Here is a 22943-nt window from a genome sequence, read left to right as displayed (position 1 = left end):
CCAAAAACACCAAACAGTGCCATCTTTCCCGAACCCGCCATGCGACAGACCCAGAAACATCCCGTATTAGCCACCCTTTCAAGCGGTTATCCAGAAGTGAAGGGCAGGTTACTCACGTGTTACTCACCCGTTCGCCACTAACCCCCAGAACCCCAACCAAAAAAGCCAGAACCCCAGAAGCCCGTTCGACTTGCATGTGTTAAGCACGCCGCCAGCGTTCGTCCTGAGCCAGGATCAAACTCTCCAAAACAAACCAAAAACAAACAAAACAAACCACAAACACAAAAAACAAGACACACTATCGAGATCTCAAACAACACACCCACAAGGAGCGCTCCGATAAGACATAACGTCGATCGTCCCGCCCTCAAGGCACCAGAGCAGGCTATGCGGAACGCCGCTCGCCGGTCAAGTGCGGGACCCTGTGAGCCTCGCCGCTCAACCTCGGAAAGCCGCTCCGCACAACTCATCCCGCCGCGCGGCCCGTCAACCTCCTCCGATGGCGCCGCCGTCGGAACCGTGGCTCCTCAGGGCGGCGGGGAGTAGATAATCAGCACCGCCGTCGGCCCGTCAACTCCGACCACCGTGAGGTGCGGCACCAGGCGGGAAGGTGCGTCAGAGCGAGCGCCGAATCGGACCGCCTCGCGCACGCCGAGTACCGCGAGGACGACAGGGGGACGACCGAGGACGACGACCGGCGCCGGACACCCCGAACCAATGACTCCTGGCGGCGAGCGGGTCGAGGAGACCCGGACGTCTAGGACCGCAGCCCGTCGATACTGGCCTCGATCATTCGCAGGGCCTGCCGTCTGAAGTCGGGGTCGGGGTTGATGAGCAGGTGGATGGCGAGTCCGTCAACCAGCCCGTGCAGCACCGTCGTCGCCGACTCGACATCGACGCCCGGCGCGGTGAGCCCGGCCCGGCGCAGCCGAGTAACCAGATGTCGACAGACCTCCCGAACGACCTCATAGCTCTCGTCCAGAACCTCTCGGACCCGAGCATTTCCCGGCGCCTCGGCAATGAGCGCGACGGTGACCTCCATCTCCAGGCGTCGTTCGGCATCGAGGGGAAGGAGCTCCTCGACGACGGAGAGAACGAGCGCACGCGGTTCGGGCTCGGCAAGATGGCGCTGGATGCGGACCCGGGCACGCCGCCCCACCAACTCCGTGGCGTGCACGAGCAGCTCCGTTTTGCTGGGGAAGACGTGCCTGATCGAACCGGTGGAGATTCCGGCTTCCGCGGCGACGGTGCGAATGGAGACGCCGCTGATGCCCTCGGCGTGAATCACTCGCCAAGTCGCCTCTGCGATCTCCTCCCGGCGCCTGTCGTGATCGATGAGCTTGGGCACAGCATCATGTTAGCACACATGTGTTAGCATGGTTTTGTTAACTCACCCGTACTACCAAAGCGAGATTCTGATGCCCACCTCAGACAGCACCGCCCTGCGTCTCGAGCGTCGAGTACTGGACAGTGCGACGCTCACCAGCGGAGTGGAGCAGGTCATCGACTTCGCCCTGCCCCTGTTCGCCGGAGCGATACTCGGACTGAGTCCGGGGCAGACGGGGGTTCTCATCGCGGTGGACCAGGTATCGGGTTTCCTGGTCCGCCCGATTGCCGGAACGGTGGTGGACCGCGCAGATCGCCTGATCGTTGCCGGAGCCGGTGCCGGCGTACTCGCGGCGGGCTGCGGGCTCTACGCCCTGGCGACCGGATTGCCATTGGCGCTGACCGCCGCCGTCATCACCGGTGCGGCCCAGGCGTTCTTATGGGTGGCGATCCGGGCAATTATCGGCGAACGGCTCCCAGAGGACTCGAGCGTGTTCGCGAAGCTGGTCGCCGCAGAGGAGACCGGCGGCTGGCTGGTTCTGGTTCCCGCGATCATTCTGCTGTCCGTCGCCGGATACCGTTGGGTGTTCGCGGGCACCGCCGTGTGCTGTCTCCTGGCCGTCTGGGATCTGCTCAGTGAACGGCGCCACCGCTTTCGCGCGAGCGCTGCGGGGCCGGCCGGCGCGGAGCTGTCGAGCTTGTCGCTACAAGGACTGCGGGGAGTCGGCGTCGGACTCCGGCCGATTCTCATAGTCGTGGTGGCGACGATGACTGCGGAGGCCGCCATCAGCCTGCTGCTGATGCTGCACCTGCAACGCGGGTTCCACCTCGAGGTCATCCAAATCGCGTACGTGTTCCTCCCGGGCGCCGTGGCGATGAGCATTCTCCCGCCCTATCTGCATCGCCTGGTCGTATGGCTGGGCCGTCGCAGAATGCTCGTCGTGGGAGCCGTATCGAGCGCGCTTTTCGCAGCGGGCCTCGCACTCGCGCCGACTCCCCCGTGGATCGCCGCGCTGTGGGTGCTCTCCGCGATCGCCTGGTCGATCGTGATCCCCGTGCAGCAGTCCGTGATCGCCGAGGCTGTGGGAAGTACGCACCTCGGACGCGGATTAAGCCTCTACGAGGCGGCGTGCCTTGCCGGGGCGATCATCGGCTCGCTCGCCGCAGGACTGCTCTACGAGTCGGGAAGCTGGTTCCTGGCCTGCATCGTCTGCGCGGTCATCATCGCCTCGGGTGCGGTGCTGGCTCCGGCCGCGCTGACGCGCCTCGGTGTGGCTGACCGCCCTGCACCCGCATCGCGCCACAACGACGATTCGGCACCAGCCCCCGACGCTCCCGAAAACGACATTCCCGAGGCAGAGAACTCAGACTCTCCCCCTGACACCGACTCCCATCAGCCGACGACACCCAAGTCCCGCCGCGATCTCCTGACCGACTTCACCTGGCACAGCGGGCTATTCGTCGCAGCGGCAGCCACCACGTGGGTGGCGCACAGGTTCTTCACCATCGGTCTGCCCGCATGGGTCTTCGCCGCGCTGCGCATCTGGACCACCATCTACATCATTGACCTCATCTGGACGGCGTGGAAGGTTCTCGAGCCCCGCGACGGATAGGCGCTCAGTGGACCGCTGGCCTAGTTGCGCGGTTTGGGTTGGTTTGTGTTTCAGGGTGGGGTTTTTCGTTGGGATGGCGGGGGTGGGGTGGTTGTTGTGGGGCACTAGGGCGGCGGTGGGATCTGGTGGGTGAGCCCGTTTCTGCGTAGGGTCAAGACCGCCTCGGGGGCCACGGCCGTGCGGGTCGTGGTCAAGGAGAGCGGTGTGCGCCGGATCGTTGAGCACCTGGGATCAGCTCATGACGAGGCCGAGCTGGCTGCGCTGATGCGCCTGGGACACCGACAGGCTTCTGGCGGGCCGGCAGGTCCCGGACCTGGGGCCGGTACTCGACGGCGGCGGCCAGGCGCCCAGTCAGGAGCCGGGTGATGGTGGTGCGGTGCGAAGGCCGGCGATCACCTCCCGCGGGTCGGGCTGGTTGATCGAGGCCGTCAAGACGGTCTGCACCCGTCTGGGGCTGGGTGAGGCGGTCCGTGGGCGAGCGAGCCTTTGAGCAGATGGTTCTGGCGCGCTTGATCGAGCCGGCCTCCAAGGCCGACACCCCCAGAGTCCTGTCCGAGATCGGCTGGCCGGCCCCGGCCCACCGCAGCACCCTGCAAGCCTGCCTGGCCCGGGCCCAGGAGCGGGGCTACCGCGAGAGCCTGTCCGCGGCCCTGTTCGATCACGTCACCGCCAGTGGGGGCCTGGCCCTGTGCCTGTACGACCTCACCACGCTCCACTTCGAGACCGAGCGCGAGGATGATCTGAGGCGGGTGGGTTACTCCAAGGACAGGAGGGGCGGCCCCCAGGTCATCGTGGGCCTGCTGGTCGACCGTCATGGTCCCCCCCCTCCAGGCCGGCTGCCGGGAGGGCAACCGGGCTGAGACCACCACGATCATCCCCGTGGTGGAGGCCTTCCAGGCCGCCCACGGCATCGCCGAGCTCGCCCGTCGTCGCTGACGCCGGCACGCTCTCGGCGGTCAACCTGGCGGCGTTGGATGAGGCGAGGCCGCGGTTCATCGCCTGGGGCCCGACAGGTCCGCCCCCCCCGGGGATCTGAATTGCACAGTACCTGTGACGTCACTGTTCTGAAAGACAGGTCCGCCCCCCCGGGGATCTGAAGGCCCACTTCCACTGGGAAGGCGACGCCCCCGCCGACGGGCAGCTCATCGACACCATCACCCCAAAAAAGGGGCTCCAGGAACGAGCGCGACATCAGCAGGCGTCATGAGCCGGTGTGGGACCCGGACACTCACCCGGGCTCGTGGCCAGCGGTGCGGTCCTACTCCAAGAAGCGCGCGGCCCGGGACACCCAGACCCTGACCGCCCAGGAGGGCCGGGCCCGGGCCATCCGTCGCTGGCGAGAAGCACCCAAGGGCACCCGGTTCGCCCGCCGTCCACGCCGGTGACGCCACCCCGGATGAGGCCCCCATCGCCAGGGCCCGTTCCCCGGCGGGCTTCAAGGGCCACGTCACCTTTCATCCCATCCCGTCCGATGAATGCCGGTGAGGCCGTCTCCTCCTACCACGAACTGCGGCACGCCCGAGCAGTCCTTTGCGGATGAGCAAGCACGACCTGCCAGCCCGCCCCGTCTTCCACCACACCCGAGACGCCACCTGGGGTCCACCCGACCGCGGTCATGGCCTCCCCGGCCGTAGCCCGCTACCTCCAGGACACCACCGGAATCAGCATCAAACGCATCACCCGCACCCTCAAACCCCTCCAGGACGCCACCACCAGCCTCAACGGCCACCACCTCGCAGCCGCCGATCCCCCGACCCCCGGAAGCCGAAAACATCCCCACCACCCTCAACCCCAACAGGACACCAAAACTATACAACTCAGTTGTCAGGGTTGCGCTCAGCGAACTCAGTCCGTGGGTGTGGCTGTCGGCTTGGGCGAGGGGCCCCGGCCTTTCCCTCCCGTTCCTGTCATAATGACGAGGTTGCAGTCCTGGGAGGCCACAAGCTCATCGACATGGAAGCCTTCCTCAGCGGAGTCGAACTGGGCGTGATCCGTTCCCAGTATGGTGTCGGCCTCGTCTGCTTGGACGGTGGAGAAGGTGCAGCCCTGGGGGACGTACTGGCGTAGATCGGTGTAGATTCCGGGCAGCTGGTGGGCGCTTCCGGAAGAAGCGTCGGCGAGCGCCTGGAGGGTACCAGAGTCGGCGGTGAACACCGAATGAACCCAGTAAGGACGATCGGGCTCGGGAAGACGCGACTCCCCCTTTCGATAGCGCTTTTGAATGACGAAGTGAATGTTCGACACCTGGGCGTCGGGGGTGAAACTCTTGAAGAGTTCCATGTCGGTTGACACCTCGGGTTTGTTCGGCGTGTACTGAGTATATTCGGCGAAACGACTGTCTTTATAGCGTTCGCCCCGTAACGGCGACGAACAATTCGCCAGGATCAAAGTAACACAAATTACCGCTAGGACAATAGCTTTTCTGTGCATGCTTCCTGCGCCCACAATACTATCTCTCGCGTTGAATACAGAGTCCCGACATCCTAGCCGCCGATGCGGCGGCATGCGTAGACGAGTTTACCCGAAATGGCCGTGGTTGTCCGCGGCACAGCGATCCCCAGACCGCCCGCCAGCCTGTGTCCGGTCTTCCATGTCAAGGAACGATCAACTCCTAAAGATGCGGGAATGGTGGAGGGTAGCCCCACTGACAGATCGGCGTAGCCGGCCAGCTCTTCGGCGAAAGCGTCGTCTACCGTGACCAAGATATGCACCCAGGTGGTAACCAGACCTGGCAATCCGTCGTCAGAGTCGTCACAGGCCACCCACTTGCAACGCTCGTCTCCCCGCAGAACCGGAATCAGAGGCAGTAACGGCTCAACATCGGTACGTACAAGTCCAACGGACATCAGTATTCCCTCCCGTCAGGATACCGATTAACCGGATCCTTCTCCCCCGGGGAACGTTCCCCGGGTTCCGCCCTGGGGTAGCGACCTCCACCATTATCCCAGCCCCCGCGCCAGTCGTCGCGATCTCGTGAACCGTCGTCTCCCCAGCCGCCGTCGGCGGAGTCGGAGCCCGCAGCAATCTGGGGAGGCTCTTCTCCGACCTTCCATGTATATGTTCGCGTCAGAGATCCACTCGTATCGAAGCTTTGCGCCCACCCCAGCTCCTCAAAACGACCATTTTCTGAATCTGGGACCTTTGAGGCCTTGTCAGTGGCGCCGTCATTAAAATTCCAGCGATCCTTTGCGCTCACTGTTGTGGTGAGCGTGACGGTGTCCCCCACGACCTCCAGATGAGAATCACTATAATAGGTGTATTGACCGATGGTCTTGGACCAGTCTTCTGTTACGGTATCACCAGACCGCATGGGTGAATGAAAATCCGTCGAGGTATACCCATTCTGCGCCAGCTCATCGGCTGCAGTGATGGTTCTGGAAAGCTCAGTATCGACCTCCTCGTGGATCATCTGATCTTCCCGGTATCCTTCATCGAAATCGAAGGTCATCGGTGTGCCAGACGCGTCTCTGAAGTGCTCATACATTGGTAGGGCGTCATCGAGGTCGGGGCGCAGCGTCTGTGCCCCTCGAAGTATTGCTTCCCATTTCCACCAGGAAGCGTGGTCCTCCCATGTGTCCTGCCCCTTCTTTGACTCGAAGGGGAAGTAATCATCTGGATGAATCGTGCGATCGGGCGCATCGCCAGTTGTGTAACCATTGGATGTCACATATGGCGGTAGGGTAGTCGGCGAGCTCGACGCGGAAGCAGCGGAAGCCGATCCCGCTGGGCCGTTATGCGAGGCGGTCAATTGCGCCATGGCCTGAGAATCGACCTGGTCGATGGCACGGACGAAGGCATTGAGAATAGCCTGAAGAGCGGTCATCTCGATAATGAGAAAACCGCGCCCGGCTCCCGCCTGCTGCTGCGCGGACAGAGAAAGCGTCCACGTGTCCGACACGTCGAAACCGGTCGCCCTCATTCGATCGGCCGCTGCGACTGCTCGCTGGCATGCGGCGCTCTTCGCGCTCGCATACCAGGTGAGTACGTGCGCATGATGACCGAGATTCTGCGCCAGCCGCTCACCTGACTTCGCGACAGACTTGACCCGCTTCGTGAAGGCGTCAGCCGATTCGCCTCGCCAGTCGTCAGCGGTCACGCTCGTCAAACTGGAAATATCCTGGGATGATTCTCGGATCGTGCGATCCTGGGACTCCAGCCCATGCGCCGCCTGATAGTACAGGTCGGGGTTGAAGGACGCGGCCGCACTCAGCGTTGCAGTCATACGTGCTGGCCCCCGGAGATCATGCTCCTCGCAGAGCTGACAACTTTTTCCTCAGTCGCCGAAAATAACGACGAAACCGTCCGTACGCCAACCGATAGATCGTCAATACTATCGGTCAGGGCATCTTTATCGGCATCCAGAGCCATTAAGGAACCGTTAAAGACCTCAGGGAATCCTGCGGTCGCACCTTGAGGTGGTACCAGACAGTCGCCGGGAGAGGCGGAGAGATTGTCTTTCTCCCAGTCGAGACGAGAGACGATATGAGCGAGCATATCGAAGCGGATGATCAGATCGTACTGCACAGACAATTCTTTCTGTTGCTGTGGCGCGCAGGGGACTCGGTAGATAACGAGGGACTGACGTGTTCGTCAAGTGTAAAGCAGATCGATGGGACCACGTCCAGTGTAGCGCACCATCGTCCCGATAGTCGACCTCATCTCGATCCTTCATGACTTGGGTGAGTTCGGGTCGGCGACGCCGCTGCCGCTGATGATGACGCGATTGTGGCATGCGGGTGCGACAGTTCGCCGCATGTCGCCTGGCGACGAGCGAGCCCTTTCAGGACCAGCGGATCTCCTCCCGGGAGCCGCGATCATACAGAGGGCCCCCGGACCGGTCGCTTCGGGGCGGGTGATGCCCGGAGGTGTTCGATCCCGGACACCAGGAGGCTGGTCCAGGGATGGCCGGAGGCGCAGCGGTGACGACCCTGCGGGCATGGCGAGCGATCACGGCCGGGACGCTGATCAGCCGCGGGTGCATCCTCTTGGACTCCCACCATCTGACCGGGCTCCGGGCGACGGCCGACCCCTGGGAGCGAGCCAGCGGATCGCAGGCCAGCGCGATAATAGAGACGGCCGGATCGAACCCCTGCAACGGGAACGCATTCAGTCCTGCGTCCTTGGCGCGGCGGATACGGACCTCACAGCGGGCGCGTCGGCAGTGCTGGAGCCCACCCGTTACCTTGTTGATGGTTCCCGACGGTAGGTGCCAGAGGGCTGGGCCAGCTGCTGCGGGCACGGGTGTCCTGCCCCTGTCCGTAGATGATCCGGGGGGGGCGAGAGTCACCTGCGGTAGCCGGGCGCTGGTGACCGCTGATAAGGGGAACGGCCCGCTGCGTGTGAGGTCTAACGCAGGCGTGGGTGCGGGACCGGTCGTCCACTGGCTGGCCCTTGCACCCAGGAGCGAGAGGCGGCAGGAGAGATGGATATCGAGGACATCGAGGTCCTCCGTCGGCACTGGGCGTCGGCAAGGAGCGGGCACTGGGCCACGGCCCCGAGCCGGGAGGGCCGCAAGGTCCTCGACAGGGCCCTGGCAGGCGACGAGGACCGGCTGCGAGAGACCTACCAGCACCTACAAGAATTAAGGGGCGGGTGCTGGTGGTGGTCGATCAGCCCGCCACCATCGGGGCCCTGGCCCTGGCCCTGGCGGTGGCCCAGCACATGGGCAGCACCGTGGGCCACCCGCCCGGACTGCCCATGAGACGCATCGCCGGCCTGACGCCGGGCAGCGCCAAGACCGACGCCAAGGACGCCGCCGTCATCGCCCAGGCGCGGCCAGGACCATGCCCCACACCCTGAGAGCCGTCAGCACCTCGGACGAGGACGCCGCGGCGCTGAGCATGCTGACTGGCTTCGACCTGGACCCGGCCCGCCAGGCCAACCAGACCGAGGGCCGCATCCGGGGCCAGTCGTTCACCCAGACCCCGCCCAGCCCTCGAGACCGTGGCGGGGCCCTGGCCGGGCGCACCACGCCATCCCGAAGGCCAGTCGCCGCCCGGCACCGCCCCAGCCGACCCGAAACGAGCGGGCAAGACAAGGATCGACGCCAGGCTCAAGAAGCACGGGGCTCGGCGGCACACCACCTGGGCCGGCCTGGCCCCAGTCACCAGAAGATCGGGATCCTCCATCAGGGGCGAGTACGTCTCCCACGGCGGCAACAAGAGACTCAAGCGAGCCATATTCGCCTCCGCCTTCGCCTCCCCGCGCCCCGACCCCGTCTCCCAGGCCTACTACCAGCGCAAACGCGACCACGGCAAACACCTTGGGCCAGGCCGTCCTCGCCCTGGCCCACCGCCGCACCCCGACCCTGCACACCACGATCCGCAACAACACCCTCTACAACCCACAACCAACCACGAAACTACCCGCAGCCGCTTGACACACCACATAGGGACACCCCGGCCCGCAGCACGATCACCGCGTCCTCGCCGGCTCCCTGGGACCCCGTGGTCGATCCAGGAGGTAGTCTCGCCATCACTATTCCAATGAGAAGTGGCCGCCACGATCACGTGGCGGCCACTGCCCGGTGGAGCTAGGGGGATTCGAACCCCCGACCTTCTCATTGCGAACGAGACGCGCTACCAACTGCGCCATAGCCCCAGGTGCGGGGCGATCGTAGCACCCCTGCGGTCGCCGTCCGCAAGTCGGCGCCCCGTGAACCACAACACCGCCGCCCGCGCCCGGATGCCGGCCCACCGCGCGCCGGCCGACCGCACGCCGACTCGGCTCGGGCGCCGACTCGATTCAGGCGCCGGCAGCGCGACGCTTCTCCAGGACCGCGTCGAGGTCGATGGGGTGGAACTCGATCTCCTCCTTCTCGACGCCCTCGGTCGGCAGCCTCCGCACGCTGTGCGGGCGCGCCGGCACGGGCGCGGAGGGGAAGGACGTCTCCTCCAGATCCTCCAGAGCACGCCGCGGTGCGCGAGCCGCGAGCGTGTAGGTGGGTGCGGGCACATGAACCGGGCGCCATCCCTGCGGCGGGGTCGCGGGGGCGGCCCCCCGCTCGGACGCCGTCGCCCGCTTGGACACGGCGGCCCGCCCGGAGCCGGCCAGTGCGGCCGCGGAGTCGAGGGACGACGCGCCGTCGTCGGTCTCCAGCTCGGTGACCGGCCAGGCCACGGCCCTGAGAGCGTGCTGAACCGCTGCGCCCTCACCGCTCCGGGCGGCCGCGGCCGGGGAGTCCGCCGCTTCGGCGGGCTCCCCGTCCACCGACTGCTCCTCGGCCGCCGTCGACGACTCATCCCCGGACGCGTCCACCCGCCCGGGCGCCCGCGCCGTCCCGGCCTCGGATGCCGAGGACCGGTCGTCCGCCCCCGCGGATTCGACAGCCTCGACGGAGTCGATCACCTCGACGACCTCGGCCGGGGCCTCCCCCGCAGCGAACTCGCTCGACCGCTCGACCCCGGCCCCCGCCACGGGGGCCGCGGCCGCGACCCCGATCCTGCTCACTGCGGGAGCCTCGCTCCCGGCCGACGTCCGCTCCGCCCGCTGTCCCGCACGCTCCGCGTCAGCAGTCGCCCCGTCCGTCGTCGCCGCCCGCGCGGAGGCCGTCTCGAGCGCGGACTTCCGCAGGTCCTTCGGCTTGATGGACCACACCGGCGTCGGAGCAGCGGACCGCTCACCGGTGAGATCGGCCAACTCGTCCTCCAGATCCGTGATCCGACGACGCTCGCGCAGATCGAGCGCGGCCGAGGCGCGCGCGGCGCGACGGCCGGCCCCGACCGATACCAGCAGAAGAGCACCGGGAACGGCGAGACTCCACCAGGGCAGGGCCGTGAGAGCGCACACCACGACGAGACCGAGCAGGACTCCCAGGAGAGTGCAGGCGACGGCGGCGCGATGGGAGGCGGCGACGCGGCGACGCTCCCGCGCCTCGCCATGGGCCTGACGCGCACGGATCAGCTCGCGCTCGGTGCGCAGCGCTCGCACGTTCCTCACTGCGGGCCTGTTCATGGCCTTGACCTCCGGTCGACGTCGAAAGATCTGCGCGCGCCCGCTGCTGACGCAGGCCTCATCGGAGGCGAGGGCGTCGCCCGTGGCCAGGACCCGCAGCTCGGAGGAGTAGCGGTCCTCGGCGTTGGACAGGCGCATCACCTCTCGACGTCCAACCAGGAACGGCAGAAGGTACACGGCGAGAATCGCCACGAGCGCCACCAGCACCCAGATCTCGATTCCCACAGTTCAACGGTATGCGGGTCGGGGCCGCCCCGGTAGACAGGAACACGGCGTGTTGGTTCAGGGCGACGGAAATCGCAATCTAGAGAGCCTCTCAAATCTCCTGAATCTCAAGAATCACTTTTGCATCAAACGCCCCACGAATCCGAGTCCGTCCGTCACCTCCTCCGCCACGACCGCGAAACTCAGGTGGTCGGCCCAGGCCCCGTCAATATTCATCAGCCCCCGGCGCAGGCCCTCCTCTCGCAGTTCCAGACGCCGGCACAGCGCGAGGCTGCGCTCATTCTCCGGCCTGACATTGATCTCCACCCGATGCAGCCCGACCTCGGGACCCAGCAGATGATCGAGGACCATCGCCACGGACAGCGCCATGATGCCCTGACCCTCCCAGGACCCCCCGATCCAGTACCCCACGCTCGCCGAGGACAGCGCGCCCCAGTGGATCGGCGCGGCCGTCACCTGCCCGGCGAGCACGCCATCGACCTCGACGGCGAAGGGCATGGCCCTTCCCCTGCGCGCCATCCGGTTCTGGTCCCGCACGTACGCCGGGAAGGAGCGCAGGGCCTCGGGGCTGCCCGCGGGCAGAGTGGCCTCCCACGGCGACAGGCGCGCGTCGTCGGCCAGGCGCAGCGCGTACCACGCCTGCTGGTCCGCGCGCCTGAGCGCGCGCAGCCTCACCACCGCGGGCCTTCGGGCGAGCCCGTGCGCGATGACCGCCGGAGCGGTCAGCGTCGTCGGCCAGGCGAACCGCCGCCGCGACAGGCCGCGGATCCCGGCCCTCAGGGAGCGCAGCACGGCTCAGGCATCCAGCAGCAGGCAGTGGAGGGTGTCCCCGGCCACCACCGTATGGATGGTCTCGGGCACGACCGCGATCGCGTTGGCCCGCGCCAGGCCGAGCAGCCGGGTCGTGCCGGGCCGGGAGGTCGGCGCCGCCGTGTAGCCGCACGAGGGCGAGCCGGTCAGGTGAACGGGCACGAACTCGCGCTTGCCGGCCGGGGAGTGCCAGCCCGATGAGATCGACGCCGGCATGGAGGAGCGGTGCAGGTTCCGTCGGCCGGCGATCCGCCGCAGGACCGGGCGCACGAAGGTCTCGAAGGAGATCTGCGCGCTCACGGGGTCCCCCGGCAGGCAGAAGATCGGGGTATCCTCCACGGCGCCCAGGCCGAGCTGGCGCCCCGGCGCCATGGCGACGGCGTCGAAGCGCACCGAGCCCAGGGGGGCCAGGACGTCCTTGACGGTATCGCCCTGCCCGACCGACAGGCCGCCGGTGGTGATCAGGACGTCCGCCCGCACGAGTTGATCCTCGATGGTCTCGGCCAGGGCGCCGAGCTCGTCCGGCACGGCGGCGACACGGAAGGCCCGTCCACCGGCGTCGGCGACGGCCGAGGCCAGGGCGTGCCCATTGGCGTCGAAGACGTCGCCCGGGCCCCGCGACCGGCCCGGCTCGACCAGCTCGTCGCCGATCGACACGATGACGACTCGCGGCGCGGGCAGGACCTTGACGCGGTAGCGCCCGATACCGCCCAGCAGGGCGATCTGACGGGCGGAGACGCGCGAGCCCCGCGACAGCACCGTGGTACCGGCGGCGACGTCGTCGGCCCGGCGCCGCACGTTGTCGCCGGCGCCCACGACGGCTCGGACCCGGACCCGGGACCTCCCGCGATCGGTGACGGCCCAGGGCACGACGGCATCGGCGCCCAGCGGTAGAGGGGCCCCGGAGTCGATGAGGACGGCAGCCCCGGGCACGAGTCGTGTCTGATGCGTCTCGCCCGCCCGGACCGAGTCCATGACCTCCAGCACGACCGGCGCGGCCTCGGCGGCACCGGACAGGTCCGCGCTCATCACGGCATAGCCGTCCAGCCCCGCCAGGTCGGCGGCGGGCAGGTCGAGGTCGGCGACGACGTCCTCGGCCAGCACGCAGCCGACGGCGTCGAGCAGGACGACATCGAGCGGCGGGGCCGGCTGGGCGATCTCGAGGCACGCGGCCAGGTGCTCGGCAACGGTGCGCATGGGTTTGGCTCCTCCGTGTCCCGCCCGAGACCGACGGCCCGGGCGCCTTCGCTCCAGGCTACCCGCTTGCGTCCCCGATCCTTCGGCTTGCCGCGCCGGGCCGCACGACGGGACGGCGGCGCCGATGGTCCTCGCACCGATGGCGCCGGCGGGCCCCGGGGCGCTCGGGCGGCGGGCCCGACGGGACGGGCGGCGAGGCCCGGACCGGGCGCGCGGGGCCCGCCGGGGCGGGCGCGGAGCGCGGGATGGGGAGGATGTCCTGAACACAGGCCTTCTGCCCTCTCCCGCGGCCTGAGAAGATGTCCCCATGACCATTGAGACAGCCGAGCCCGCCGCTGTGTCCGACGTCGCCTCCCTGAAGTCGCCGAAGTCGCCGAAGTCGCCGAACTCACTGACATCACCGACGTCGAATCCACCGAAGCCGCTGGATGCCGAGGACGCCAAGGAGCAGTTGCGCGCGACCCTGCGCTCCCGCCGACGCTCCCGGCACCGTCACTGCGAGCACGGGCATGACGCCGTGTGCGAGGCGTTCACCGAGCGCGCCCTCGAGGCCCTGGACAGTGCGGGCGCCGTCGCCGCGTACGTCTCGGTCGGGCACGAGCCCTGCACTCGGCTGCTGCTCGATCGTCTCGCGGAGCAGGGGGTTGCAGTGCTCCTACCAGTGCTCGGCCCTCACCTGGCCCGGTCCTGGGGGAGCTTCCGAAGTGCCGGCGATCTCGCCGAACGAGCACCGGGACGGCCCCCCGAACCCGGCGGCGAGGCCCTGCCCGCGGAGGCGGTCGCGCAGGTCGACGCGCTCGTGGTCCCGGCTCTCGCGGTGGACCGCGGCGGCCGCAGGCTCGGCCAGGGCGGGGGCTGGTACGACCGGATGCTCCCGCTGCGCCGCGACGGCGTCAGCGTCTTCGCAATGGTGTACGACGACGAGCTCGTCCCCGAGCCGCTGCCGACCGAGGAGCACGACGAGGCCGTGGACGCCGTCATCACCCCGGACGCCTGGTTCCTGCTGGAGGGCTCGGCCTTCGCCGCAGGACGGTGAGACGGCGAGTCGAAGGGGACATCGCGGGCCGGTGCGGGCTCCACAACCCGACTCATGATCTCATCTCGCGGCGTCGTCCACAGGCCCCGATGCACCGCGTGCGCCGCGGGCCGCGACGCCTCAACCTGAAGGCATGTCCCGACGCAGCCGCACCTCCCCCGATGGGCCCTCCCGGCCCACCCGCCTTCCGTCCCGCCCGAGGACGCGGCGACCATCGCTCGCCCTGTGGCGGCATCGCCACCTCGTGATCGCCCTGTGCCTGGGAGCCGCCGCAGCGCTGGCTCTCGGCGTGCTCCGCCCAGGGCCGCAGCCGGGCCGGGAGGTGGTCGTCGTCGCGCGCACCATCGGCGCGGGGAGCGTCATCACCGCCGACGACCTCACCACCCGCGCGCTGCCGCCCGACGCCCTGCCCGCCGCGGGCCTGGCGGGCCCCGAGGTCGTCGGTTCCCGTGCGGCGATCGGGCTGGAGGAGGGGACGGTGCTCACGGTCTCGATGACGTCCGCGGCGCTCGCCGCGGACGTGGGGGCCGACGAGCGGCTCGTGCAGGTCCCCGTGGAGGTCGGGGCGCAACTGGCCGAGCCGGGGGCCCATGTGGACGTCATCGGCGAGGCGACGGGGCGAGAGGCGAGTCAGGAGAATGACGAATCCGCCGACGCGAACGGCATCGAAGCATTCCGCGGATCCCCGGGCACCGCCGTTCTGTGCCGGAATGCGCGCGTGATCCTGTCCACGCCCGACGGGGAGGACAGCGGCTGGACAGTAGGGACAAAGGTCACACTTGTGACGCTTGCCGTTCCCGCAGCGAACGCTAGCCTTATTGTTAGCGCGGCCACGAACGGTGCTCTTGGTGTCGTGCTGAGTCCCTGACTCTCGTTATCGGCGCCACTCGCCGCGGCGGCAACCTGAGCAGGTTGCCGGATTCTCATTCCACACCCCTCCACGCGAGCGGCTCTACTGCGCCCTCGCCCAGCAAGGAAAGGTTGCTCATGCTCAAGGGATTCAAGGAGTTCATCTCGCAGGGCAATGCCCTCGAGCTCGCCGTCGCCGTTATCATCGGTGCCGCCTTCTCACCGATCGTCAAGGCGATCACCGATGTCATCATGACCATCATCGGCCAACTCATCGGCAGCCCCAACTTCGACTCCCTGGGAGCGTTCTCCCTGTACGAGAACGGCAGCTACACCTTCCACCTGGCCACCGCCGAGGAGCTCGCCAAGAACCCTGACGGCTACGTGATGCCCGGCACGATCATCACCACGGTGATCAACTTCGTCCTCGTGGCCGCCGCCGTCTACTTCGCCATCGTCATGCCGATGAACAAGGTCAAGGAGCGCCTGGCCAAGGAGAAGGCCGAGGAGGACGCCAAGAAGGTCACCGACATCGAGCTCCTCACCGAGATCCGCGACCTGCTCTCCGCCAAGCCGAAGGCCTGATCGCTCGTCACCCGCACTCGCCTCAACGGCTGGCCGTGCCCGGCGCGGAATCGGATCCGGTTCCGCGCCGGGCACGTTCATGTCCGCAGAATTGACCCGGCTACGGATCTGGACCGATCTCGGCGCGGAACCGGACCGATCTCGAGCCGGAACTGAACCGATCTCGGCGGGGGGGGCTCTCACCACTTGCGACCGTTGCCGCCGCTCTTGCCGCCATCGCCGTTGGCGCGACCATTGCGTCCTTTGAGCTTGTCGCGCTGCGGATCATCCGACGACGGACTGGCGCTCGGCGATGCCGATGGCGTCCCACTGGCGCCGCCGGTCGGGGACCCGCTCGGACTCGCGGAGGCCGAGCTCGACGGATCGCTCGACGGGTCGGAGCTCGGGGAGTCCGACGGATCGCTCGACGGATCGGAGCTCGGGGAGTCCGACGGATCGCTCGACGGATCGGAGCTCGGGGAGTCCGACGGATCAGCGCTCGGGGAGTCCGACGGGTCACTCGACGGATCCGGTGGCGGCGGGACCTCGCACTCCCCGGCGGCAGCCGTCGCCTCGTCCATGGCCGTCTGCGCGCCGGCCTCGTCGCCCGCCTCGGTGGCCCTCTGCGCGCGTGCGAGGTGCGCGGTGTAGAGATTGACGCGCACGAGGCACTCGGGAGCCTCGGGGTCCCGGATCTGCCAGGTCTCCGTCCCGTCCTGCGACTGGGCCTCGACCATGTCGGCCGCCGGCGCGGTCGTGAGCGCCTCCTCCAGCTCGGTGACGGCGCCATCGGCGTCGTCGGCCAGCAGGCGGGCCGTCCCCAGGTTGTAGTGAACCCGCCATGCGTCCAGCCAGGGGTCGACCCTCGCCACCGTCTCGTAGCGACTCACCGCCGCGGCGTAGTTCCCGGCGACGGCCGCACGGTTGGCCGCCAGCGTCATGAGGAAGACGAAGCCCATCCAGACCGACACGATCGTCATCACCAGCGCCGGCGCCGCGCCCCAGGCGAGCAGACGGCGCCGACGACGGAGCCTGGCCGCCCTGCGGCGCGGGTCCTCGGCATCGTCATCCGCCTGGACGACGGCCGGCGCGCTCGGCTCGCCCTCGCCGCCGAGAGCCGAGGGGACCGGCGGGATACTGCTCATCGTGCTCCTCCCATGGGCGAACCGGGCCCACCGGGCCCGGACGCGCCTCCGACGTACCCGTACGCCCCGCCCCTCGGCGCGGGCGCGGCCCCCGGTTGCACGGGTGCGGGCACAACCCTCTGTTGCACGGGCCGGGGCGCAGCACTCCCCCGCCCGACGCCTCCCCCGCGCCCGACGCCGCCGGGCGCGCCGGCGCCCGGCCCGTCACCGGTGGTGGCGGAGCGCGTCATATGCGCAACGCGGTAGTCGGTGCGCGCCAGCGCCGCCAGCTCCCAGATGAGCAGCAGCGCGGCCACGAGCCCGAGAGGCCAGGTGAGATAGGTGTGCCTGCGCGAGCGCTCGCGCTCGTCGGAGAACACCTCGGAGACATCGACAGCGGTGAAGTCGCTCGTCGGCGCGTCGTCGGCACCGCCCGTGCGCTGGAGGTAGGGCACTCCCAGGCCGGACGCCACGGTCTGGAGCTCGGAGGCGTCGGGCACGGAGATCGCGGGCTGGCCGGTGCCCGGATCCGCGATGTACTTCGGCTCGGCGTCGGGGTCCGGGGTCCGCCCGACCTCGAACTCGCGCATCCTTCCGCCCTCGGGCGTCCCGTAGCCGAGCACGGCGCCGCCATCGACCATCGACCCCAGCTCGCTCCACGACAGCCCCGCCGCCGCGGCGTCGGAGGCCCCGGAGCCGTTGTCGGTGGCCTCGCCGTCGGACAGGACGTAGACGAGCCTGGCCGCCTCGGGGGAGTTCTCGGAGCTGGAGCGCAGGTCCTGGGAGAGCTGCGGCAGGGCCCGCTCCAAGGAGGACCCGTTGGACCGCGTCGTCGGCTCCTGCTGCAACGATGCGATCCACGACGTGACGGCGTCGATATCGGTGGTCAGGGGGAGCTCGCGCGCGGCGGCCGAGTCCAGGGCGATGATGGAGAAGCGGGCGGCGGGGAAGGCGTCCCGGATGGCGCCGAGGTCCTGTCGCACGCCGTCGAGCCTCGTGCCCCCGCCGTTGTCCGGCCCACCGGCCCAGTCCTCGGCCGCCATCGACCCGGTGCGGTCGACGACGAGGTAGACCTCGATGTTCGACGTGGAGCGTGACTGGGTGGCGGGAATGCTGGGTCCGGACATGATCAGGACCGTCACGAGCGCGAGCGCCGTGCGCCGCCCCCAGACGGTCCTCGAACCGGGCTCCGCGTCGTCGCGCAGGAGCCGGCGCCCCGACCACACCAGCACGACCACCAGCAGCGCAGCGGTGGCGACGACCAGGAGCCACCCCCAGGTCCCGAAGAACAACGGCGTGAAGATCATGCGCGCCTCCAGGCGGTCACGACCAGCAATGCGACGACCGCCGTCACGAGCCAGACGGCATAGCCCTGGGGCACGTCGGTGACCCGCACCTCGCTGTCGCCCTCGAGCATGGTGGCCTGGTCGGCCTCCAGCTCCTTGACGATCCTCTCGACGGCCTTGGGATCGTCGACCTCGTAGAAGAAACCGCTATGGCCCTCGGTCACGGTCTTGAGATTCTCACGCGCCTGGGTCAGGGTCATGCCGGTCAGGCTCGGGTCCACGGTGCTGGGATCGGAGCCGAACAGGGAGAACAGACGGATGTTCTCCCGAGCGGACAGGTCGGCGGCGTCGTTCAGGGAGTAGACCTGCTGGTGGTCGGGATCGACGACCTGGTTGTCGCTGGCCAGCACGATCGAGCGTGAGCGGTCCTCGACCTGGTTGGCGTCGAAGGCGAGGCTGCACGAGGCGAGTCCGTCGCCGACGAGGGAGGACGCCTGGACGTCGGTCAGCATCGTGCCGCTGAAGGTCTGGGAGTACTTGTCCGACATGGGGTTGTAGAGAGTGGGCCTGAAGTCGAGGGCGTCGCCCGCCTCCCGGAACTGCGAGCGCAGGAGATCGTAGTCGTCGGTGAGCGGCACCATGGTCTGAGCGGTCGTGTTCCAGGCGACCAGTGCCACGCGCTCGCCCTCGAAGGTGTCCAGCAGCTTGGTGAAGGTGTCGAGGATCTGCACGTCCACGGAGAGCATCGAGGTGGACACGTCCAGGCACAGCACGATGTCGCGGCTGGCCAGGGCATCGCTGCGCACGGAGCGATCCACCGGCCGCCCCGCCACGAGCGCGGCGGAGACCAGCCCGATGACGAGCAGGACGCCCAGGAGGGCGTGCAGGTACCGGCGTCGGCGCACCCGGCCGCGCACGAGCGGGCTGGACAGCAGCAGCGCGGAGTTGGCGATGCGCCTCGGCTCCTCCCCGGCCCGGCGCCAGGGCACCGGGAGCACCTTGCCCGCAGCGGCGAGCGCGCCGACCAGCAGGCCGAGGACGACCAGGACCCACGACAGCGGGGCCATCACCATCGGGTCACCACCTCCTTCGCCTCGCTCAGCGCCTCCTCGGCCGCGGCCTCGGGATCGCGGTCGAAGGACGGCTGCTCCCATACTGCCAGGAGCTCGCCGACGTGCCCCAGCGGGTTGGTGTCCAGCGGGCGGCGCTGACGGCGCACGCGCTCGAGGCGCTCCTCGACGTCGCCCGGGTCCCTCTCGGCGGATATGTCCAGGATCTCGCGCACCGTGGCGGTCGTGATGTCCTCACCGCTGCGGGCGGCCGCGAAGCCGCGCAGGATCGAGGCGAGCTCGAGGTGAAGAGCGCGCACGTCGATCTCGCCGGCGGCGAAGCGCGCCTCCGCGTCCGCGACGCGCTCGCTCCACTGACCGCGCTCGGCCGGCGCCATGGGGATGTCGCCGACCTCTCGACTCCGATCCCGCAGGGTGACGAGCAGGGAGCGCAGCAGCCACGCCGCGACCAGGACCAGGCCGAGGACGGCGACGATCATCATCCACAGCGGCATCAGCACCGGACTGTTGATCGACATGGCTCTCAACGCCTCCTCTTCGACGAGGCCAGGCGCTGCCGGGCGAGCAGGTCCGCGATCCGGTCGACCAGGGAGGCGTCGTCGGTGATGGTGACGTACTCGATATGACGGGCGTCCAGCGCACCGGTCACGGCGGCCCGCCGCGCCAGGACCTGCTGGGAGACGCGGGCTGCCAGCGCCCTGTCCTCACGGAGGAAGGCGGGGACCTCGCCGGACAGCTCGATGTCATGGGCGCGCCCGGGAGCCAGGGGGTCGTCGTCCTCGATCTGGATGACGGTGAGCTCGTGCTGAGCCGACAGGCGGCGCAGCAGATCGACGACGCGAGGCGCGAGGACCGGGTCGGGGTGGGCGGTGTCGGTGATGAGCACGACGAGGCTGCGCCGACGGTGCCAGATGGAGACGCGGTCGAGGAGGGTGACCAGGTCGGAGGCGGGAGCCCCGGCGGCGAGGAGGCCGGAGCCCGAGCGGGTGGCCGCCGTATCGACCGTATCGGTCAGCTCCTCGAAGAGGTGCGACAGCTGGGTCAGCAGCGTCTCGGCGTGCTCGGAGCCGGATCGCGGCGGACGCGAGACCTGCCGGGCGGCGTCGGCGGCGACCAGCGCGACCGGATCGCCGCGCATACGCGCCAGATAGGCGAAGACCTCGGCGACGGCCAGGGCGAGCCCGCGCTTGTCCTCGCCGGCCGGCGTCTGCGCCGCCATGGTCCGTCCGGTGTCGACCGCCAGCACCAGGGGCAGGTTGGCCTCCCGCTGGTAGCGCTTGATGACGGGCTGGCCGATGCGCGCCGAGGCCTTCCAGTCGATGTCGGTGACGTCGTCCCCCGGCCGGTACAGCGACAGGTCGTCGAAGTCCTGACCGTGCCCCAGGAGCACGGACTTGTGGCGCCCGTCGAGCAGACCGGTGGCGCGGCGCAGCGTGGGCAGCGCCAACCGGCCGCGCACGCGCGCCACCCGGGAGCCGCGGCCCATGGCGGGGGAGGGCGCCGCGGGCGCCGTCTCGGGCGCGTCCGACGAGGCCTGACTGCGGGTGGTCTTCATCACTGCAACCGTGCCTGCACCTGTGTCAGCAACCATGGCCTCCCGGTCAGGGCGTCGGAACCGCTGCGAAGATCGCGTCGATGATCGCCTCGGGAGCGATGTCATCGGCCAGCGCGTCGTAGGTCAGCACCAGGCGGTGACGCAGGACGGCATGGCGCAGGAGGCCGACGTCGTCGGGCGTGACGTAGGTGCGGTTCGCCTGGAGGGCGACGGCCTGAGCGACCTTCATCAGCGCGATGCCGCCGCGCGGGGACGCGCCCACGCGCACATGCTTGTCCAGGCCGGGCACGGGGCGCGGCCCGCCCCCGCGGGAGGTGTTGACCAGGGCCACGATGTACTGCTTGATGACCGGATCGACGTAGACGCGCTCGACGGTGCCCTGGAGCCACTCGACGTCGTCGGTGCTGATGGGCATGGTCATCATGGCCTCCTCGAAGGCCCCCGACGCGATGCGGTCCAGGACGTCGGCCTCCTCGGCCGGCTTGGGGTAGGTCAGCACCTCCTTCATCAGGAAGCGGTCCATCTGCGCCTCGGGCAGGACGTAGGTGCCCTCCTCCTCGATGGGGTTCTGGGTGGCCAGGACCATGAAGGGCTGCGGCAGCGGGTAGTTGACTCCGCCGATGGAGGTCTGCCGCTCCTGCATGGCCTCGAGCATGGCCGACTGGGTCTTGGCGCTGGAGCGGTTGATCTCGTCGAGCAGGACGATGTTGGCGTGCACCGGGCCGAGCTGGGTGGCCATCTCCCCGGTGGCGTAGTTGAGGACCTGCGTGCCGACGATGTCGTTGGGCATGAGGTCGGGGGTGCACTGGATGCGGCAGAAGGAGCCGGAGACCGCGGCGGCCAGCGTCTGGGCCGCCGTCGTCTTGGCCAGGCCGGGAACCGACTCGAGCAGGATGTGGCCGCCCGCGATGAGCGTGGACGTCAGCGCCAGGCGCAGGCGGTCCTGGCCGACCACGCGCTGGCCGAAGGTGTCGGCCACTCGCTTCAGGAGCTCGGAGGCGCGCTGGACATCGGCCTTCGGGGAGGCGGAGCGCGAGGACCGCTCCGCCTGGCGCTCGAGCTCCCTGGCGCTGGGCAGGGAGGCCGTGGGGGTGGGGTAGGAGGTGCCGGCCGGGGCGGGCGACAGACCGCCCGGCGCCGAGGGCTGCGGCACTCGAGTCCGGCGTCCGGAGCGGGAGGGCGCCTGGGGCACCGTCGGCACCGCCGGCGCCTGCGCGGCCTCGGGGACGGTGGCCGACGGCATGGTGGCCTGTCCGCCGGGGACGGTCGTCATGCCGTAGGACTGCACTGGCTGGTTGCTCATGAAACTCCTCGTGCGCCGGAAGGGTGACCACGGCGCCACTGGAAGGCTATACGAGACGTCGGGCCGAGCCCAGGCGCATCGATGGGGATCCCAACACCCCGGCTCAGAGATCAGCCATCTCGACGTCGGATCCGGACAAGGACAGGCGCAGCCCTTTGTCGGTCACCGAGACCCGGGACAGGCTGAGCCCCTGCGGCAACGAGCCGGCGCCGACCGAGATCTCGGAGGACTCCAGCCCGACGTAGGACAGGACGGGGCGGCCCAGGAAGGTGGCACCGGGATCGAACTCGATGCCCCGGACCGTGATCGATGTGACACTCAGGAGCAGCCCGCCGTCGTCGGACACCGAGGGCGCGATCGTCATGGAGGCGGCGAGCCCGCCGAGCACACTGGTCGAGGCGGTCGCGGTCCCGGGATCATCGGCGGAGCCGAGCGCGCCCGCCTGCACGGTCAGGGCCGGCATATCGGGGGCCGCGGCCGCCACCATGGTCGTGAGCCGGTCCCACCCCACCGATGCCGTGGCGTCCACGCTCCGCGTCGGGAAGGGATCGGACAGACCGATGGACGTCAGGGTGGCATCCAGGTCGAGCAGCGTCAGACCGTCCCGCCCGGCCGCGGCGTCATCTCCGGAGGACAGCTCCAGCTCGCCGGCGGTGACCGCCAGGGAATCCAGTCTGCCCCCGAGGACCTGGGGCAGGACGAGGCCCTCAGTGGTGATCCGCGCGTCCGGGGACAGCCCGGGCAGCGCCGAGCGCACGACGGCGGCGACCCGCGAGCGCGTGTAGAGCTCGGCGCCCGCTCCCCCGGCCACGAGGACGAGCACGAGCAGGACCACGACGGCGATGACACGGCCCCGGCGACGACGCGCACCGGGACGGCGCAGCGCGCCGTCCCGGCCCGGGCCGCCGTCATCACCGACGACGCCCTCTCCGTCCGCACCGGTCTCGTCGTCGTCGGCCGTGCTCACTGCGCCCGCTGCGCCCGCTGCGCCCGCTGCGCCCGCCATGTTGGCCGCGCTCACCGCGCCCGCCC

18 protein-coding genes, 1 tRNA gene, 1 rRNA gene and 2 pseudogenes are annotated in these 22943 nt (G+C 69.1%); 6 read left to right on the top strand and 16 right to left on the bottom strand.

Annotated features, from left to right (window positions below; all coding sequences use genetic code 11):
* Window positions 1-250 (bottom strand): 16S ribosomal RNA (locus G448_RS0106990); the annotation flags it as partial.
* 507 nt (window positions 251-757) lie between these two features.
* Window positions 758-1348 (bottom strand): TetR/AcrR family transcriptional regulator, encoded by a 591-nt coding sequence (locus tag G448_RS0106985; RefSeq protein WP_026407405.1) that lies wholly within the window; start codon window positions 1346-1348, stop codon window positions 758-760.
* A 142-nt stretch (window positions 1349-1490) separates the two neighbouring features.
* Here G448_RS0106985 and G448_RS0106980 point away from each other — a divergent pair, with 142 nt between their 5' ends.
* Window positions 1491-2939 carry an MFS transporter gene (locus G448_RS0106980; protein WP_245572231.1) on the top strand — a complete coding sequence of 483 codons (1449 nt, stop codon included), beginning with the start codon at window positions 1491-1493 and terminating at the stop codon, window positions 2937-2939.
* 129 nt (window positions 2940-3068) lie between these two features.
* Window positions 3069-4698 (top strand): annotated as a pseudogene (locus G448_RS19185) (IS1634 family transposase); the annotation flags it as partial.
* Between the two features lie 86 nt (window positions 4699-4784).
* Here G448_RS19185 and G448_RS15530 read toward each other — a convergent pair.
* The 3 genes from G448_RS15530 to G448_RS18080 form a co-directional block, all read right to left on the bottom strand.
* A complete protein-coding gene (locus G448_RS15530; protein ID WP_051268713.1) occupies window positions 4785-5219 on the bottom strand; it encodes a hypothetical protein in 435 nt (144 codons plus the stop codon).
* A 565-nt stretch (window positions 5220-5784) separates the two neighbouring features.
* Window positions 5785-7161 carry a hypothetical protein gene (locus tag G448_RS18085; RefSeq protein ID WP_156910953.1) on the bottom strand — a complete coding sequence of 459 codons (1377 nt, stop codon included), beginning with the start codon at window positions 7159-7161 and terminating at the stop codon, window positions 5785-5787.
* Complete coding sequence (locus G448_RS18080) at window positions 7158-7463, bottom strand: hypothetical protein (protein WP_156910952.1); 306 nt, start codon at window positions 7461-7463, stop codon at window positions 7158-7160. Before G448_RS18080 ends, G448_RS18085 begins: the two co-directional genes overlap by 4 nt.
* An 898-nt stretch (window positions 7464-8361) precedes the next feature.
* Between G448_RS18080 and G448_RS17490 the strand changes: the two are divergent.
* A pseudogene (locus G448_RS17490) lies at window positions 8362-9197 on the top strand (IS110 family transposase); the annotation flags it as partial.
* A gap of 269 nt (window positions 9198-9466) precedes the next feature.
* Here G448_RS17490 and G448_RS0106955 read toward each other — a convergent pair.
* The 4 genes from G448_RS0106955 to G448_RS0106940 form a co-directional block, all read right to left on the bottom strand.
* Window positions 9467-9539, bottom strand: a tRNA-Ala gene (locus G448_RS0106955).
* Between the two features lie 144 nt (window positions 9540-9683).
* On the bottom strand, window positions 9684-11117 hold the full coding sequence (locus tag G448_RS0106950; protein WP_026407402.1) for a hypothetical protein: 1434 nt from the start codon (window positions 11115-11117) through the stop codon (window positions 9684-9686).
* Window positions 11118-11231: 114 nt separating this feature from the next.
* A complete protein-coding gene (locus tag G448_RS0106945) occupies window positions 11232-11909 on the bottom strand; it encodes a GNAT family N-acetyltransferase (protein ID WP_026407401.1) in 678 nt (225 codons plus the stop codon).
* 3 nt (window positions 11910-11912) lie between these two features.
* Window positions 11913-13124, bottom strand: a complete 1212-nt coding sequence (locus G448_RS0106940) for a molybdopterin molybdotransferase MoeA (RefSeq protein ID WP_026407400.1) — start codon at window positions 13122-13124, stop codon at window positions 11913-11915.
* Window positions 13125-13431: 307 nt separating this feature from the next.
* Between G448_RS0106940 and G448_RS0106935 the strand changes: the two genes are divergently transcribed.
* From G448_RS0106935 to mscL, 3 genes are all read left to right on the top strand, one after another.
* Window positions 13432-14160 carry a 5-formyltetrahydrofolate cyclo-ligase gene (locus tag G448_RS0106935; protein WP_084436445.1) on the top strand — a complete coding sequence of 243 codons (729 nt, stop codon included), beginning with the start codon at window positions 13432-13434 and terminating at the stop codon, window positions 14158-14160.
* A 244-nt stretch (window positions 14161-14404) separates the two neighbouring features.
* Window positions 14405-15028 (top strand): SAF domain-containing protein, encoded by a 624-nt coding sequence (locus G448_RS0106930; protein WP_026407398.1) that lies wholly within the window; start codon window positions 14405-14407, stop codon window positions 15026-15028.
* 119 nt (window positions 15029-15147) lie between these two features.
* Window positions 15148-15594 (top strand): large conductance mechanosensitive channel protein MscL, encoded by a 447-nt coding sequence (mscL, locus tag G448_RS0106925; protein ID WP_026407397.1) that lies wholly within the window; start codon window positions 15148-15150, stop codon window positions 15592-15594.
* Window positions 15595-15773: 179 nt separating this feature from the next.
* Here mscL and G448_RS0106920 read toward each other — a convergent pair whose 3' ends face one another.
* The 7 genes from G448_RS0106920 to G448_RS15515 form a co-directional block, all read right to left on the bottom strand.
* The gene (locus G448_RS0106920) at window positions 15774-16718 is read right to left on the bottom strand and encodes a hypothetical protein (RefSeq protein ID WP_026407396.1); all 945 of its coding nucleotides are present in this window, start codon (window positions 16716-16718) and stop codon (window positions 15774-15776) included.
* Window positions 16715-18004, bottom strand: a complete 1290-nt coding sequence (locus G448_RS15520) for a vWA domain-containing protein (protein ID WP_084436443.1) — start codon at window positions 18002-18004, stop codon at window positions 16715-16717. Before G448_RS15520 ends, G448_RS0106920 begins: the two co-directional genes overlap by 4 nt.
* A complete protein-coding gene (locus tag G448_RS0106910; protein WP_026407395.1) occupies window positions 18001-19056 on the bottom strand; it encodes a VWA domain-containing protein in 1056 nt (351 codons plus the stop codon). Before G448_RS0106910 ends, G448_RS15520 begins: the two co-directional genes overlap by 4 nt.
* The gene (locus G448_RS0106905) at window positions 19050-19571 is read right to left on the bottom strand and encodes a hypothetical protein (protein WP_026407394.1); all 522 of its coding nucleotides are present in this window, start codon (window positions 19569-19571) and stop codon (window positions 19050-19052) included. Before G448_RS0106905 ends, G448_RS0106910 begins: the two co-directional genes overlap by 7 nt.
* A gap of 5 nt (window positions 19572-19576) precedes the next feature.
* On the bottom strand, window positions 19577-20608 hold the full coding sequence (locus tag G448_RS0106900; protein WP_084436441.1) for a DUF58 domain-containing protein: 1032 nt from the start codon (window positions 20606-20608) through the stop codon (window positions 19577-19579).
* A 46-nt stretch (window positions 20609-20654) separates the two neighbouring features.
* Window positions 20655-21911, bottom strand: coding sequence for an AAA family ATPase (locus G448_RS0106895; RefSeq protein ID WP_051268710.1), 1257 nt, complete (start codon window positions 21909-21911; stop codon window positions 20655-20657).
* A gap of 103 nt (window positions 21912-22014) precedes the next feature.
* On the bottom strand, window positions 22015-22932 hold the full coding sequence (locus G448_RS15515; protein WP_245572229.1) for an LmeA family phospholipid-binding protein: 918 nt from the start codon (window positions 22930-22932) through the stop codon (window positions 22015-22017).
* Window positions 22933-22943 lie beyond the last annotated feature (11 nt).

It is taken from the genome of Actinomyces gerencseriae DSM 6844, assembly GCF_000429265.1.
GTDB lineage: Bacteria > Actinomycetota > Actinomycetes > Actinomycetales > Actinomycetaceae > Actinomyces > Actinomyces gerencseriae.
The sequence above is the reverse complement of the archived record's forward strand: the minus strand, read 5'-3'. Positions and strand labels throughout refer to the sequence as shown.